Genomic DNA, 14,990 nt, shown 5'->3' on the forward strand with positions numbered 1-14,990 from the left:
GGCTTATGGCGGGGAGAAGATCCCCCTGGATGAGGGCCACGAGCCGCACGGGCCTCACGAGGAGGAGCACGCCGCCATCGGCGCGGGCGAGGACCGCTCGATCACGCGCCACTGACCGGAGTTGAACCAGCGGGCCCGGACGGAGTCCTCTCCGTCCGGGCCCGCTGCTTTTTCAGATCCTGTACGGCTAGGGCCACCCTTCGGCCACCCCCCGAAAGGCCACCGTCCGCTGTTGCGGACCACGCAAGGCGGGCGGCCGCGGGCGGCGACGGCCTCGACGCCCGTGCTCAGCCGTACAGCCCGGCGGCGCGGGCGGCCTCCTCGATGCGGCGCAGGTGCTCGTGCCCGTCCGGCCCGAGGGCCGTCAGGACGCCGGCGATGAGGGTCTCGATCACCGCCAGGGCCGGGACGAGGCTGTCGTACGGCGAGGGCGAGCCGACACGGCTGGGCAGCACGACGTCGGCGACGGCGGCGATGGGCGACAGCCACGGGTCGGTGAGCAGGACGACTTTGGCGCCTTGGTCGCGCAGGTAGCGGGCGAGCTCCAGCGACTCGGGCTCGTAGCGGCGGTAGTCCAGGACGACCAGGACGTCCTTGCGGCCGGCGGCGGCCAGGACGGCGGCGCGCTCGACGGCGAGGTCGGACAGCGGGTGGACGTTGTCGCGCAGCTGGACGAGGTGGAGGGCGAGGTAGCGGCCGAGCACGCCGGTGAAGCGGCCCCCGGCCACCAGGATGCGGCGGCCGGGGTCGGCCAGCAGGCCGATGCCTTGCCGGAGGTCGTCGGGTGGGATGGCGGCGAAGGTGCCGGCGATCGCGGCGCCGATGCTCTGCCCGGCCTGCTGCAGCAGGCCGGCGGCGGTGGAGGAGCGGGAGCCGTACCCGCCGGCGTCGTAGAGGGTGGCGGGGGACGCCTCGCGCTCGCCGAGTTCGGCGCGCAGGGCGGCCTGGAAGCCGGGGAAGCCGCCGAAGCCGAGGCGGGCGGTGAAGCGCAGCACGGTGGGGGCGCTGACACCGGCGCGTTCGGCCAGCTTGGCGACGGTCTCCAGGCCCGCGGCCGGATAGGCGGCCAGCAGGGCCCGGCCGACCTTGCGCTCGGCCGGGCTGCACTCGCCGAGGCGTTCCTTGATGACGTCGCTCAGCCGCGCCATCGCACTCTCCTTCCCGACCGGCCGCCGGAAGGCGGCCCGTCGATCATGGGGTCAGCCGGCCCGGATGTCCACCCGCAGGCCGCGAGGATCGCGAGCAGGACTCTCCAGGACTCTCATGGCCTGTCCTGTGGGGGCAGTCGCCGGATCAGCGAGGCGAGCAGGGTGATACGTGGCCGGACGCTGGACAGGCCGACCCGGGCCAGCCGGCCGTCCACGCTGAGCCGGCCGCCGTCGATCTTCTCCAGGTGGTTGACGCAGCGCAGGAAGGTGCTCTTGCCCGAACCGCTGGGACCCAGCAGGCACAGCACCTGGCCCTGGCGCACCTCCAGGTCGACGCCCTTGAGCACCTCCAGCGTGCCGAAGCGCTTGCGCACCCCCTCGGCCTTGACCATGGTCATCGGACACCTCCGAACAGCCGCCGCGTCACGCCGGTGCCCCTGCCGTACCTGCGCTCCAGGTACGCCTGGGGAATCGACAGCAGCGTGGTGAGGACCAGGTACCAGGGCTCGCGACGATGAGCAGCGGGATGGTCTGGTGGTTCTGGCTGTAGACGCGCTGCACCTGCGTCATCAGCTCGGCCGCGTAGGCGGACTCGTTCAGCCCGAGGGCCAGCAGGGCCGCGGCCAGTGGTGTGATCACCTCGTTGGTGGGGGGCGACCAGACGATCAGGTCGATCTCCGGGTAGAAGATGCCGGAGAAGCCCCAGAAGAGGATCTGCACCAGGAGGGGAGTGCCGCGGAAGAGCCAGACGAACCCGGCCGTGCTGAGGGACAGGACCGGGTTGGCCGACAGCCGCATCACCGCGACGGCCACGCCGCCCGCCAGGCCGATGGCCACGACCGCGTTGACGGTGGCGGTCTTCAGGCCGATCGACTCGGCGCCGTGCTTGGCACGGATCTTGCCGTAGGTGCCGTCGTCCATCTCGAAGGCGTCGCCCCCGTCGGCGGTGCGCGCTGTGTAGATGGCGGCGGGCTTGGTCTGCAGGGCCGCCGTCACGGTGCCGGCCTTGATGGCGGGATGATGCCGTCGAACTTCTGCAGCCGAACTCGAAGCGCACGCCGAGCTTGGCGCCGATCGCCTGGCCGAGGTCGTAGTCGATGCCGGTCAGCTCCTTGCTGCCCTCGGAGACGAACATCTCGAACGGCGGGTACGGCGCGTCGGTGGCCACCCTGACCTTGCCGGCCTGCCTGATGCGTTCGGGAAGCAGGGCGTGGAGGGCGGGATCGGCGGTGGCGAGAACGGCCACACCTGCGAGGAGAAGGGGAAGTCTGCGCATGTCGCACCTCGGACGGGGATGGTGCGGAGCAGGCATTACAGAAGATGGCTAATGACGCCAAGCTGTATCATTCGTTACATTCTCCGTCGCTGTCCCGGCGTGCTCGGAAAGAGATTGGTCCGTACCTCTGTCCCTTCGTGAAGTCCATGTATTGACACTTCGCCTCCATCCCTCCAGACTCTCCATCTAAATGGTACGGACCAATTGTCCTCCTCTCGTCTGGAGCACCATGCGTACGATCGCCCCCCTCCGCCTCGCCGGCGGGCTGGCCGCTCTTGCCCTGGCCGTGTCGGCCTGCGGTCTCGGCGGCGTCAGTCAGCCGGCCGCCCCCCAGCAGACGACCGGGAACGGCAAGAGCAAGATCGTCTTTCAGACGCTCCAGCTCAAGCCGACCTTCGACGAGTACATCGAGAAGACCATCGCGGCCTTCGAGGCACACAACCCCGCCATCGACGTCGAATGGGTGGACATTCCCTTCCAGGGCGCCCAGGAGAAGCTCGTGGCGGACGCGGCGGCCGGCAAGCTCCCCGACGTGGTGAACCTCAACCCGAACTTCGCCCAGCCCTTGGAGAGCAAGGACGTCTTCGTCGACCTGGAGTCGGCCGCGGCGGACGCGAGGCCGCTCTACGTGCCCGGCGCGTGGGATGCGTTCAAGGTCCCCGGCAAGCCCGGCTCGTTCGGCTTCCCGTGGTACCTCACCTCCGAGGTGACCATGTACAACAAGAAGCTGTTCGAGAAGGCGGGCCTGGACCCGGCCAAGCCTCCGGCGACGCTGGAGGAGCTGCACGCCGCCGCCGAGAAGCTCGCCAAGGCCGGCAAGGGCGACTTCCACGGCATGCATCCGGCGCTGGAGAACCGCTTCATCACCGACCTGGCCAAGCTGGGCGTCCCGCTGCTCGACCAGAGCGGCAAATGGGCCTTCAACACCCCCGAGGCCGTGGCCCACGTGGAGAAGCTGGCCGCGATGTACAAGGACGGGGTGTTCTCCAAGGACTCCCTCACCCAGGACCACGCCAAGCAGACCGAGGCCTACCAGGCCGGCAAGATCGCGCTGTTCCCGAGCGGGCCGAACTTCCTCAAGCTGATCAAGGAGAACGCGCCCGAGATCGCCGAGCAGACCGGCGTGGGGCCGCAGATCACCGGCCCGGACGGGGTGGCCAACATGTCGGTGATGGGCCTGCTGGTGCCCAAGTCCAGCCCCAACCGGGAGGCCGCCCTCAAACTGGCGCGGTTCATCACCGACAAGGACAACCAGCTCGCCTTCTCCAGGATCGTGGCGGTGCTGCCGAGCGTGACCGAGGCGCTGGGGGACCCGTACTTCACCACCACCGACGGCACGCCGGAGTCCGAGGCCCGCAAGCTGTCGGCCGCCGCGCTGCCGACCGCGAAGAACCTCACCCCCGTGCAGTTCGACGACCGCGTCAAGAAGGCGGTCATCGGCAAGATCCAGCTCGCGCTGCAGGGCGAGCTGAGCGCCAAGGAGGCCCTCGACCAGGCGGTCGAGGAGGCCAACGAGATCACGGGCAGCTGAGCCCGCCGTACCCGCGGCCGGGTGGAAAGCCGGTCCGCGACCTCCGGGCGGCGCCCGCGACGGCCCGCCCGGAACCCCGTCCCGACGTCTGGAGGTCCACGCATGATCGGCCGCAACCCGGCCATCCCGTGGCTGTTCGCCGCCCCGGCCCTGCTGGTGGCCCTGGTCTTCTCGCTCGGCCCGTTCGCCAACACGATCGTGCTGGCCTTCACCGACGCCTCCACGCTGGGCGGCGGCGCCTTCAACGGCCTTGACAACTTCGCCCGCATCGCCGAGGACGAGCGGTTCTGGAACGCGATCGGCAACACCGCGCTCTACGTGGCCGTGTGCGTCCCGGCGATGGTGACGCTGCCGCTGCTGCTCGCGCTGCTCGTGCGGAAGAAGGTGTTCGGCATCGGGTTCTTCCGGGCCGTGTTCTACTCTCCCGTGGTCGCCTCGATGGTCGTGGTGGGCCTGATCTGGTCGTGGCTGCTGTCGGACGACGGCCTGGTCAACGCCGCGCTGCGCGGCCTGCGCCTGATCGAGGAACCGCTGCCCTTCCTCACCGACGCCGACCTGCTGCTGCTCAGCGCCATCGGCGTGACGGTCTGGAAGGGCCTGGGGTACTACATGGTGGTCTACCTCGCCGCGCTGGCCAACGTGCCGCGCGAGCTGCACGAGGCCGCCCAGGTGGACGGAGCGGGCCCGGTGCGCCGGTTCTGGTCGGTGACGGTCCCGGCCATCCGGCCGACCATGGTGCTGGTGGGCACGCTGGCCGCGGTCGCCGCGGCGAAGGTGTTCGCCGAGATCTACGTGCTGTCCAACGGCACAGCAGGCCCGGGAGGTGAGGCCGCGAGCGTCGTCTACCACATCCGCGAGGTCGGCCTCGGCCTCGGCGGGGAGGCCGGCTACGCCTCGGCGATGAGCCTGGTGCTGTTCGCCGTCACCCTCGGCTTCTCCCTGCTGCTCACCCGGCTCAACCGACGGGAGGAACGGCTGTGACCGTACGGACCGAGCCGCGGCGGACCGCTCTGCGCCCGGCGCCCGGCGCGCCGCCGGGCAGGACGCCGGCGCGGGCGGCCGCCCGGCGGGTGGCTGCCCGCATCGTGCACTACCTGCTGCTGCTCGGCATGCTCGTCGTCCTGATCGGCCCGTTCGCCTGGCAGTTGTCCACCTCGCTCAAGGGCACCGCGGAGAGCGTCTTCAGCTACCCGCCCGACCTGTGGCCGGACGACCCGACGCTGGCGAACTACGCCAAGGCCGCGCAGACCGTGCCGGTCTGGCGTTACGGGCTGAACTCCCTGATCGTCGCGCTCGGCTCGGCGCTCACCAACTGCCTGTTCGGCGCGATGGCCGGATACGCCCTGGCCAGGATGCGCTTCAGGGGCCGCAAGGTGGTCTTCGCCGCGTTCCTCGCCACCATGATCATTCCCTTTGAGGTGATCATGGTCTCGGTCTTCCTGACCTCGCGCTCCCTCGGCCTGGTCGACACCCTGCTCGGCGTGCTGCTGCCCACCGCCGTGACCGGCCTGTCGGTGCTGCTGCTGCGCAACGGCTTCCGCGCCCTCCCTGTGGAGGTCGAGGAGGCGGCCATGCTCGACGGCGCGGGGGAGTGGCAGCGGTTCTGGCGGGTGGCGCTGCCCTCGGTCCGCGGCACGCTCACCGTGGTCGCCATCTTCAGTTTCGTGTTCTCCTGGGACGACTTCCTCTGGCCACTGATCGTGCTGTCCTCGCCGAGGAACTACACCCTGACGGTGGGCATCCAGTACCTGTCCGGCACGTTCACCGCCGACCAGCGGGTGATCGCGGCGGGCACAATGATCGCTGTATTGCCGTTGCTGGCGCTGTTCTTCGCCCTGCAGAGATTCTTCTTCCGGGGCGTCGGGGAAGGGGCGGTCAAGGGATGACCCAGGAACCCAAATACGAGAGGCTGCGCCGTACCCTCGTGGAGCTCATCGAGACCCGGCTGGCCCCGCACGACCCGCTGCCGAGCGAGCGCGAGCTGATGCAGCGGTACGGCGTGAGCCGGATGACCGTGCGAGAGGCGATCGAACGGCTCGTCCGCGACGGGCGCGTCTACCGGGTGCAGGGCTCCGGCACGTTCGTCGCGGACGCCGGGAAGATCACCAAGTCGCTCACCCTCAGCTCGTTCAGCGAGGACATCCGCGCCCGGCGCATGGTCCCCGGCGGCAAGCTGCTGCTGATGGAGCGGGAGCCGGCCGACGTCAACGTGGCGCGCGACCTGTTCGTGGAGCCGGGCGCGCCGGTGGTGCATCTGCGGCGCCTGCGCACCGCCGACGGCGAGCCGATGTGCCTGGAGAACGTCTGGATCCCAGAGGATCTCGTGCCCGGCCTGGTCGGCCTGGGCGAGGTCGACTCGCTGTACGGACGGTTGGAGCAGGCCGGGGCCGCCCCCGAGTACGCCGACCAGACCATCTCCGCCACCGTCGTCACTCCCGAGCAGGCCGAACTGCTGGGCGTGCCCAACAACTTCCCGGCTCTGGAGGTGTCCCGGGTCGCCTACGACGCCCGGGGCCGCGCCGTGGAGCGGGGGATCAGCGTGTACCGCGCCGACCGCTACGACTTCCGCGTGACGATCGCCAGAGGGCGGCGCCGGTGAACCTCGGCATCGACATCGGCGGCACCAAGATCGCAGCCGGGCTGGTCGCGGACGACGGCACGGTCGTCCGCAAGGCCGCCACACCCACCCCCGCCGCCGAGGGCGCCGCCGCCGTCGTCGGCACGGTGGTACGGCTCGCGCGCGGGCTCCTGGCCGACGGCGCCGGGCGGCCCCGCGCGGTGGGCGTCGGCAGCTGCGGCATGGTGGACCCGGCGGGCCGGACGATCACGGCGGCCGTCGACTCCATCCGCGGCTGGGCGGGCACCCCGCTGGCCGGCCTGCTGGAGGACGCGCTCGGCCTGCCCGCGATCGTCCGCAACGACGTCCAGGCGTTCCTGGCCGGGGAGCTGAGCGTGCGGCCCGGCCTGTCACGCCGCCCCGTGGTGGGGGTGACGGCGGGCACCGGCATCGGCGGGGCGCTCGCGGCGGACGGCAGGATCATGCTCGGCGCCCACGGCGTCGCCGGTCACCTCGGCCACGTCCCCGTCCCCGAGGCCGACGGGCTCGCCTGCACGTGCGGCGCGAGCGGGCACGTGGAGGCGGTCGCCTCCGGCCCCGCCATGGCCACCGCCTATGCCCGTGCCGTCTCCGGGACCGCCACGGCCCACCCCGCCCCCGCCGGGCTCCTCGGCGAGGGGCGCGACCTGCGTCCCGTCGCGGTGCTGGCCGGGGCCGGCGACCCGGTGGCCGCCGCCGTGCTGGCCCGGGGCGGCACGGCGCTCGGGCGGGCGCTGGCCGGGGTGGTCAACGTGTGGGATCCCGCCGCCGTCGTGGTCGGCGGCGGGGTGGCCGCCGTCGGAGAGCCGTACCTCGGCCCGCTCCGCACCGCCCTGCGCGCCTCCGTCCTGCCGGTCCTGGCGGACGTGCCGGTGGTCGAGGCCGTGCTCGGCGCCGACGCGGTCGTGGTGGGCGCGGCCCGCGAGGCCGCTGCCCTGCTTGCGGGAACCGGCCGATGACGCTCACCCTCGCCCTCGTCCCGCTGGACGAGCGGCCCGCCTGCGCGGTCCTGCCCCGGGAGATCGCCGCGGTCGCCGGAGCCCGGGTCCTGCTGCCGCCCGCCGCGCACCTGCCGCGGATCCGGACGCCCGGCGACCCAGACGCGCTCGCCCGCTGGCTGCGGGAGACGCCGTGCGACGCCGCGGTGGTGGCGCTGGAGACGCTCGGATTCGGCGGGCTGATCGCCTCCCGGATCCTTCCCGCCACCGTCGAGCAGGTGACCGCCCGGTGGGCGCGGCTGCGCGAGGTCGGCGCTCCGGTGCACGCGGTCACCCTCGTCACCCGCACCCCGGACTCCGCCGACTCCATGGAGGAACCGGAGTACTGGGCGCGGCACGGCCCCGCCCTGCATCGCCTCTCCGCCGCGCTCCACCGCGGCGACGGCGCCGGGCCGGACGTCCCGGAGGAGGTGCGCCACGACTTCCTGCGGCGCCGGCTGCGCAACCACACGCTCAACCTCGCCGCGCTCGGCCTGCTGGCGGACGGCACGCTGGAGACGCTGGTCGTCGGGGCCGACGACACCGCCGAATGGGGCCTGGCCACGGCCGAGCTGCGCTGGCTGCAGGCGTGGACGGGCTGGCTGGACGGGCGGGTGACCGTACGGCCGGGCGCGGACGAGGCCACTGCCACGCTGGTGGCCCGCGTGCTGGCCGCGGAGGTTCCCGTGCGGTTCTCGGTGGAGGCCGCCGGGCCGCTCGACCGGGTGGCGCCGTACGAGAACATGCCCGTCGGGCAGACCGCGCGAGGGCAGATCGCCGCGTGCGGCGGGGTGTGCGACGACGGCGATCCGGAGGTGACGCTGCTGGTCCACGTCCCCGACGGCACCGGCGCCGACTGGGCGGTCGCCCCGCCCGCCGATCACGCCCGCAACACGGCGGCCGCGGCGGCCCTGGCCGGCCGGGCCGCGGAGCTGATCGCGGCCGGGCGGCAGGTGGCGATCGCCGACTGCGCCCAGCCGAACGGCGCCGACCCCGCCCTGGTGGCGGCGCTGGGCGAGCGCGGGCTGCTGCACCGGCTGGCCGCCTACGCGGGCTGGAACACCGCGGGCAACACGCTGGGCACGGCGGCGGCGCACGCGGTCGCGGTCGTCGCCGGCCGGCGCAACGGCACCTTCGACGCCGCCGCCCACCGGCGGCTGCTGTTCCGGCGGCTGGTCGAGGACCACGGCTACATGACACGGGTGCGCGGCACGGTGCGGGCCCGCCTGGGCGGCGATCCCACCCGGCACGACCACGTGCCGCCCGGACACCCGGCGATCGGCGAGATCGAGGCCGGGCTGAACTCCCTGCGGCCGCCCGGGTTCGACGGGCTCGCGGCGGCGGGGGTGCGGCTGCCGTGGAACCGCACGTTCGAAGTGGATTTCGACATCATCGAGGAGGATGGCGCGTGCGCATAGCCGACGTCGCGGTCGTCGGGGGCGGACTCGGCGGCGTGGCCGCGGCGCTCGCCGCGGCCGAGGCGGGATGCACCGTGGTGCTCACCTGCGACCAGGAGGTGCTCGGCGGCCAGGTCACCACGCAACTGGTGCCCGCCCTGGACGAGCACCCCCACGTGGAGGAAGGTGGGGTCTCGGCCTCCTACCGGAGGCTGCGGGAGCTGATCCGGGCACAGTACGGCGGGGTGGCCAACCCCGGCGGCGGCTGGGTGAGCAGGCTCTGCTTCGAACCCGCGGCGGCGAAGGCGGCGCTCGACCGGATGCTCGCCCCGCACGTGGCCTCGGGACGGCTCACCGTCCTCACCGGGACCGCCCCCGGCTCGGCCCGGGTCCACGCCGGGACGCTGGAGTCGGTGACGCTGAGCACCGGCGAGACGGTCTCGGCCGAGGTGTTCTGCGACGCGACCGAGCTGGGCGACCTGCTGCCGCTGGCCGGAGCCCCCTGGACGGTGGGCTCGGAGGGCCGCGACGCCTACGGTGAGGAGCTGGCGCTCGACGGCGGTCCCCGGCCCTCCGCGGTGCAGTCGTGTACCACCGGCTTCCTGGTCGAGCACCTGCCGGGCGAGGATCACACGGTCGAGCGGCCGCCGGGCTACGAGCGCTGGCGCGTGCGGCAGCCGTTCACCCTGGAGATCGCCGGCTGGGACGGCCGGGTGCACCGCTACCGCATGTTCGAACAGGGGCCCGACGGGCATCCGCCGTTCTGGACCTACCGGCGGCTGCGCGAGGGCGCCGTGCTCGGCGGCCGCGACCTGGCGCTGATCAACTGGGTGGGCAACGACTACGCCGACCGGTCGCTGGTGGACGAGCCGGAGCTCGCCGCGGCGGAGTCGCGCCTGCTGTCGCTCGCCTTCCTGCACTGGCTGCAGACCGAGGCGGGCTTTCCCGGGCTGCGGCTGGTCACCGAGGCGCCGGTCACCTTCGGCGGCCTGGCCGTGCACCCGTACGTGCGGGAGTCGCGCCGCCTGGCCGTGCCCCGGCCGGTCACCGAGCACGACCTGCGCCCGCGTCCCGGCCGGGCCAGGGCGGCGGCGATGCCCGACTCGGTCGGCGTGGCCTGGTACCACATGGACGTCCACCCCCGCGTCGGCCATCCGCGCAGCCACTACGCGCCGTCGGCGCCGTTCCAGATCCCGCTGTCCGCGCTGGTAGCCCCCGAGCCGGGCAACCTGCTCGCCGCGGCCAAGAACCTCGGCGCCACGCAGGCCGCCGCCGCGGCCTACCGGGTGCACCACGGCGAGTGGGCGGTCGGCGAGGCCGCGGGTGCGCTGGCCGCCCACTGCGTACGGCGGAGCGTGCCGCCCTCCCGGGTGGCCGCCGACCGGCGGGAGCTGTCCGCCCTGCAGGCCGCGCTCGTGGCCAGGGGCGTGCCGATCGCCTGGGCGCTGGACGTACCCGTGGACGATCCGCTGTTCGGCGCCGTCCAGTTGCTCGCGGCGGCGGGAGCCGTACGGCAGGACACGCTGGAGATCGGCCCCGGCGCGGCCCTCACCGACGGTGACCGGGCGGCGCTGCGCGCCGCGGCGCACCGGCTCACGGGCGCGAACGTGCCGGCCCCCGCCTTCGACGGCGCCGCCACCTGGGGCGAGGCGTGCCTGGCCCTGGCCCGTGCCGCCGGGCTCGTCCGCGAGGAGGACCGATGACGGGCACCAAGGCCACGGGCGCCGAGGTTCTCGGCAGGCTGCGCGGCGGGCTGGTGGTCTCCTGCCAGGCCTATCCGGGCGATCCGCTGTTCGGCCCCGCCTACATGGCGGAGATGGCGCGCGCCGCCGTGGCCGGCGGGGCGGTGGCGGTGCGCATCAACTCCCCCGCCGACGTGGCGGCCGTGCGGGCGGTCGTGGATGTGCCGATCGTGGGGCTGTGGAAGGACGGCGACGCCGAGGTCTACATCACCCCGACAGCCGGCCACGCGATCGCCGTGGCGCGGGCCGGAGCGGAGATCGTGGCCCTGGACGCGACCGGCAGGCCGCGCGGCGACGGGCTCGACCTGGCCGCCACGATCGAGCGGATCCGCGAGCGCACCGGCGCGCTGGTCATGGCCGACGTGGCGACCTTCGAGGAAGGGCTGGCCGCGGTGGCCGCCGGGGCCGACTGCCTGTCCACGACGCTGTCCGGCTACACCCCCGACTCCCCTCCGGGTCCCGAGCCCGACCTGGACCTGGTCGCCAGGCTGTCGGCGGCCTGCCCGGTCCCGGTCTTCGCCGAGGGCCGCATCACCACCCCGGAACAGGCCGACCGGGCCCTCGCCCTGGGCGCGCACGCCGTCGTCGTCGGCGGCGCGATCACCCGGCCCGCCGACATCACCCGCCGGTTCGTCTCGGCCTTGAAACGATCGCGGGCATGACGTCTGTCACGTCGACTGGGATCGCGAGCCGAGCCGCCACGAGCGGGAAACGCCCGCCACCCCCATGGGCGCGTCACAGGGGCGGCGGGCCTTTCAGCGGGACCGGAGGCGGCCGGGCGGGAAGCGTCCCGGACGCGCTCCGGCCGGAAGACCGGCTCAGCGCGCGCGGCTGAGCCAGCGGTCGTACATGGTCACATCGCGCAGCAGGCGGTCGCGGAAGCGCGGCTCCAGCCCGGAGGAGTCGCGCAGTCGGCCGGCCGCCCGGGCGAGCTGGGCCTCGGCGCGGCCGAGCTTGCCGATCCGGATCCAGCGGTCGGCCGCGGCCAGGTCCTTGGCCAGGTCCTTGGCCGTCTCCACGGGGACGCACCTGCCGGTCGCCGCGGCGAGCTGCTCGCCTGTGCGGGCGAGAGCCGTACGGGCCGCCCCCGGCAGGTCGGCGTGCGGCACGCGGGCCTTGACCCGGAAGACGCCGGTGCCCAGCGCGTCCGCCTGGTCGTTGCGGAGCTGCAGGTAGGAGAACAGGGCGGCGCCGTCGGAGCCGGCGTCGCGCACCGCCTGCACCTGGTCGAGCACGACCTCGGGGGCGCTGCCGCGCATGGGGCCGTAGGTCGCGGTGTAGAGCAGGTTGCCCTCGCCGACCAGGCCGCGCATCCTGGCGGTGTCGTCGGCCACCGCCTGCGCGGAGGTGCCGAACGCCATGCCGGTCAGCAGGTCGACGTAGCCGTGCTCGACCCAGGCTGCCCAGTTCTGGAACTTCTTGCCCAGACCGTCGGAGGGGTCGGGGAAGACCGCTGCGGACAGCCGGCGTCCGGGCGCGACCCGCCGCTGCAGCTCCCGCACCTCGGCGACGAAGGAGGTGATCCGCTGCTCGCGCCAGGCGTTCCAGTCCTTCCAGCGCGGGTCGTCCATGGTCAGGGCGTAGGGATCGACGCCGTACGCCTTGGCGAACTCGGCGCGGCTGTGGTCGCTGTAGGAGAAGGACGCCTGGTAGGGCAGCGAGACCGGGTAGCGGATGTAGTCCAGGTGCAGGCCGTCGGTCTCGTAACGGGTGAGGATCTCCTCGAAGATCTCCTTGACGTACTGGCGGGCCTGCGGGATCGCCGGGTCGAGGAAGTAGTAGCCGGCCTCCTGGGAGGAAGGCTGCGGGCCGCTCTTGCCGACGTCCTCGCGCTCCACCGCGGCCCATTCGGGGTGCGCGGTCAGGATCGGGCCCGGACCCTTGTTCTCGCCCTGGTGGCCGGCGAAGAAGGTGTGCACCCAGGCGTGCAGCTCGATGCCGCGCCTCTTCGCCCCGTCGATCCACACCTTGAGCGGGTCGAAGCCGGCCATGTTCGGCCGCTGGGCCGCCACGCCCCACCGGGCGGCGACCTGGCTGGGATAGATCGTGTACCCCTGCCAGAGGGTCTCCAGGAAGATCATGTTGATCCCGGTCGCCTGGAGCCGGTCGAGGGAGCGCTCGATCTGCTCGGGAGTGGTCTCGGTGGGCCTGACCCAGATGCCGCGGCCTTCGACGGGGCGGGACTCGCGGGTACGGTACCAGGCGGCTTCGGCCTCCCGCCTGGCTTGCTGCGCCAGATCCGCGGCGGCGCGCGGGTCCGGCTCGGCGGCGGCCCGCGCGAGCAGCCGCTCGGCCTCGGCGATGCGCGTCCTCGCTCCCTCGCCGTCAACGGGGAGACAGCTCGCCCCGGCGTCGTCCAGCCCCCGGCGGGCGGTGGCCAGCGCCTGCTCGGCGCCGAGCCGGTAGGTGCCCGCGTCGACCGAGACGGTGACCTTGCCGCCTTCGAGCCTCACCGAGGCGCCGAGCACCGCGTTGGCCGACAGCCACTGGCCACGGGAACCATGGCCGCTGATCACATAGCCGCCTTCCGGGACCGTGCTGTCCCCGCCGCCCCGGGCGGTGACCCGGCCGTTCACGACCGTGACCTCGAAGCCGTAGGCGTTGGTGCCGGTTCTGCCGGGCCTGGTGTAGACGACGAGCTGCTCGGCGCCCCGGCAGCCCGGATAGCACCGGCCGGACGCCGGATCGACGCCTTCGGGGTTGGTCTCGGCGGTGGGGTCCACCGCGTCCACCGGCGTGCCGACGGTCTTGAAGACCAGGCCCTCCAACCGGATCCGGTCGCCCCTGCGCACATGATCGCGAAGGAAGGCGCGCACATCGGGAGAGCCACCCGGCGAGGCGGACAGCACCGCCCCGTCCGCCGGGATCGCGTTGTCGCCTGGATTGGGGCACTGGGTCAGCGCGGTGCACACGTCGAGCACCTCGTAGACATCGCGCTCGGTCGTCTTGCGCAGGACGGCCTCTCCGCCGAAGGCGTTGGTGCCGGTGCGCGGCTGGAAGGCGGGGGTGTAGAGGGCCAGGATGCCGCCCGTCCTGCTGGGCGGGTCGACGGCGTGGATGGGGTGCTCTGCGCCGTCCGCGGCGATCACCTTCGGTCCGGCGGGGGCGGGCTCCGCGGCCGCCGCTTGCGCTCCGTTCGGCGCCGTCTCGGCTGTGGCGGGCGGCGCCGTCGGGAACGACAGCGCGACCACTGCCAGCAGGGCCGCGCTCCCTCCTCGAATACGCACAGACTCCTCCATTCAACAGATGTTTGGTCGAGTCTGGCGAAAATGGTCCGGACAAGTAACCGCCTAAAGCTCTCAATTCAGCATATATTCCGAACCACTACTCGAAATTGGTACGGACCACTGTCGGTGCGGGAGCCGGCGGGGCGGCGGGTTCCGGGCTTCACCGAGCACCCCGCCGAGCTCGGCACCACCCCCGGTGTCACCTCCTCCGGAGGCACGTCGAGCGTCGCCGACGCTCATTCGCGCGGGCCGCTGAGATCGGCCGTCACGGTCCGACCGGCACCCTTCGTCTGTCGAGGTGAGACATGCCGGACTCCCCGAGCATCCCCCGGGCATCGATCCGCGGACTCGCGCGTCGTCTACGTCGGCCACGACCCGATCGCCATCACCCACGCGCGGGCGCTGCCGCAGGATGAGCGCGTGGCCATCGCGCAGGCCGACGCCCGCGACCCCGAGGCGGTCATCCGCCATCCGGACGTGGCCGGGCTCATCGACTTCGACCGGCCCATGATGGAGGTGTGGCGGAAGGCGATGGCGCCCAGTAGGCGGCGCCGGGCTGCCCTGGTCGCGCGTCACCGGCTCGGGGAGTGGGTAGCAGGACAGCGATGCAGACGTTCCTGCCCTACCCCGACTTCGCGCAGAGCGCGCGGGCGCTCGACCGGCGGCGCCTGGGCAAGCAGCGCGCCGAGACGATCCAGGTGCTGCGCGGACTGCTCGTCCCGGGGTACGGCTGGCGGCGCCATCCGGCGGTCGCCATGTGGGCGGGCTACGAGGAGGCGCTCGCCCGCTACGGGCTGGAGATCTGCGGGGTGTGGCGCGCGAGCGGGCACGCCGACACGTGCGCCGGCACCCTCCGGGCGGAGCTGCGGCGGGCCCTCGGCGTGACCGCGGTTCGCCCGCAGCGCGAGCTGGCCCTGGCCGGGGACCTGCCGCCCTGGCTCGGCGATCCGGACTTCCACCGGAGCCACCAGTCGGCGCTGCTGCGCAAGGAGCCCGCCTTCTACCGGCCCCGCTTCCCCTCGGTGCCCGCCGACCTGCCGTATGTGTGGCCGGAGTCCGACCGGCCCCGCCGTACCCCTCTCTAGGCTCTAGGAGA

12 protein-coding genes and 3 pseudogenes are annotated in these 14,990 nt (G+C 73.2%); 10 read left to right on the plus strand and 5 right to left on the minus strand.

Annotated features, from left to right (window positions below; genetic code table 11):
* Positions 1–287: 287 nt before the first annotated feature.
* From BSB02_RS09825 to BSB02_RS43435, 4 genes and pseudogenes are all read right to left on the minus strand, one after another.
* Positions 288–1,148, minus strand: coding sequence for a MurR/RpiR family transcriptional regulator (locus BSB02_RS09825; RefSeq protein ID WP_084958420.1), 861 nt, complete (start codon positions 1,146–1,148; stop codon positions 288–290).
* A gap of 200 nt (positions 1,149–1,348) precedes the next feature.
* Positions 1,349–1,540, minus strand: a pseudogene (locus tag BSB02_RS09830) (ATP-binding cassette domain-containing protein); the annotation flags it as partial.
* 31 nt (positions 1,541–1,571) lie between these two features.
* On the minus strand, positions 1,572–2,144 hold the full coding sequence (locus BSB02_RS09835; RefSeq protein ID WP_240506315.1) for a hypothetical protein: 573 nt from the start codon (positions 2,142–2,144) through the stop codon (positions 1,572–1,574).
* A gap of 58 nt (positions 2,145–2,202) precedes the next feature.
* Positions 2,203–2,460 (minus strand): annotated as a pseudogene (locus BSB02_RS43435) (transporter substrate-binding domain-containing protein); the annotation flags it as partial.
* Positions 2,461–2,653: 193 nt separating this feature from the next.
* Here BSB02_RS43435 and BSB02_RS09840 point away from each other — a divergent pair.
* The 8 genes from BSB02_RS09840 to BSB02_RS09875 all read left to right on the plus strand — a co-directional run bounded on the left by BSB02_RS09840 (position 2,654) and on the right by BSB02_RS09875 (position 11,329).
* Entirely contained in the window at positions 2,654–3,955 is a 1,302-nt protein-coding gene (locus tag BSB02_RS09840) for an ABC transporter substrate-binding protein (protein WP_158088593.1), read from the plus strand.
* A 102-nt stretch (positions 3,956–4,057) separates the two neighbouring features.
* Entirely contained in the window at positions 4,058–4,936 is an 879-nt protein-coding gene (locus BSB02_RS09845; RefSeq protein ID WP_084958422.1) for a carbohydrate ABC transporter permease, read from the plus strand.
* Positions 4,933–5,841, plus strand: coding sequence for a carbohydrate ABC transporter permease (locus tag BSB02_RS09850; RefSeq protein WP_240506316.1), 909 nt, complete (start codon positions 4,933–4,935; stop codon positions 5,839–5,841). The genes BSB02_RS09845 and BSB02_RS09850 overlap by 4 nt, the downstream gene beginning before the upstream one ends.
* Positions 5,838–6,554 (plus strand): GntR family transcriptional regulator, encoded by a 717-nt coding sequence (locus tag BSB02_RS09855; RefSeq protein WP_084958423.1) that lies wholly within the window; start codon positions 5,838–5,840, stop codon positions 6,552–6,554. The genes BSB02_RS09850 and BSB02_RS09855 overlap by 4 nt, the downstream gene beginning before the upstream one ends.
* Positions 6,551–7,510: an ROK family protein gene (locus BSB02_RS09860; RefSeq protein WP_206184602.1), complete on the plus strand. Its 960-nt coding sequence runs from the start codon at positions 6,551–6,553 to the stop codon at positions 7,508–7,510. The genes BSB02_RS09855 and BSB02_RS09860 overlap by 4 nt, the downstream gene beginning before the upstream one ends.
* Complete coding sequence (locus BSB02_RS09865; RefSeq protein WP_084958424.1) at positions 7,507–8,946, plus strand: DUF4127 family protein; 1,440 nt, start codon at positions 7,507–7,509, stop codon at positions 8,944–8,946. Before BSB02_RS09860 ends, BSB02_RS09865 begins: the two co-directional genes overlap by 4 nt.
* Complete coding sequence (locus BSB02_RS09870; protein WP_158088594.1) at positions 8,937–10,628, plus strand: FAD-dependent oxidoreductase; 1,692 nt, start codon at positions 8,937–8,939, stop codon at positions 10,626–10,628. Before BSB02_RS09865 ends, BSB02_RS09870 begins: the two co-directional genes overlap by 10 nt.
* Entirely contained in the window at positions 10,625–11,329 is a 705-nt protein-coding gene (locus BSB02_RS09875) for an N-acetylmannosamine-6-phosphate 2-epimerase (protein ID WP_084958426.1), read from the plus strand. The genes BSB02_RS09870 and BSB02_RS09875 overlap by 4 nt, the downstream gene beginning before the upstream one ends.
* A 156-nt stretch (positions 11,330–11,485) precedes the next feature.
* On the opposite strand, the gene BSB02_RS09880 is transcribed toward BSB02_RS09875, so the two are convergent.
* Positions 11,486–13,894, minus strand: a complete 2,409-nt coding sequence (locus BSB02_RS09880; RefSeq protein ID WP_158088595.1) for a glycoside hydrolase family 10-like protein — start codon at positions 13,892–13,894, stop codon at positions 11,486–11,488.
* Between the two features lie 42 nt (positions 13,895–13,936).
* Here BSB02_RS09880 and BSB02_RS43440 point away from each other — a divergent pair.
* Positions 13,937–14,392 (plus strand): annotated as a pseudogene (locus tag BSB02_RS43440) (SAM-dependent methyltransferase); the annotation flags it as partial.
* A gap of 107 nt (positions 14,393–14,499) precedes the next feature.
* A complete protein-coding gene (locus tag BSB02_RS09890) occupies positions 14,500–14,979 on the plus strand; it encodes an MSMEG_6728 family protein (protein ID WP_084958428.1) in 480 nt (159 codons plus the stop codon).
* Positions 14,980–14,990 lie beyond the last annotated feature (11 nt).

Source organism: Thermoactinospora rubra (assembly GCF_002093975.1).
GTDB lineage: Bacteria > Actinomycetota > Actinomycetes > Streptosporangiales > Streptosporangiaceae > Nonomuraea > Nonomuraea rubra_A.

Coding starts and splice junctions, on each gene's coding strand:
- BSB02_RS09845 (WP_084958422.1), top strand. CDS start 4,058: ATGATCGGCCGCAACCCGGCCATCCCGTGGCTGTTCGCCGCCCCGGCC.
- BSB02_RS09875 (WP_084958426.1), top strand. CDS start 10,625: ATGACGGGCACCAAGGCCACGGGCGCCGAGGTTCTCGGCAGGCTGCGC.
- BSB02_RS09865 (WP_084958424.1), top strand. CDS start 7,507: ATGACGCTCACCCTCGCCCTCGTCCCGCTGGACGAGCGGCCCGCCTGC.
- BSB02_RS09825 (WP_084958420.1), bottom strand. CDS start 1,148: ATGGCGCGGCTGAGCGACGTCATCAAGGAACGCCTCGGCGAGTGCAGC.
- BSB02_RS09890 (WP_084958428.1), top strand. CDS start 14,500: ATGCAGACGTTCCTGCCCTACCCCGACTTCGCGCAGAGCGCGCGGGCG.
- BSB02_RS09855 (WP_084958423.1), top strand. CDS start 5,838: ATGACCCAGGAACCCAAATACGAGAGGCTGCGCCGTACCCTCGTGGAG.
- BSB02_RS09840 (WP_158088593.1), top strand. CDS start 2,654: ATGCGTACGATCGCCCCCCTCCGCCTCGCCGGCGGGCTGGCCGCTCTT.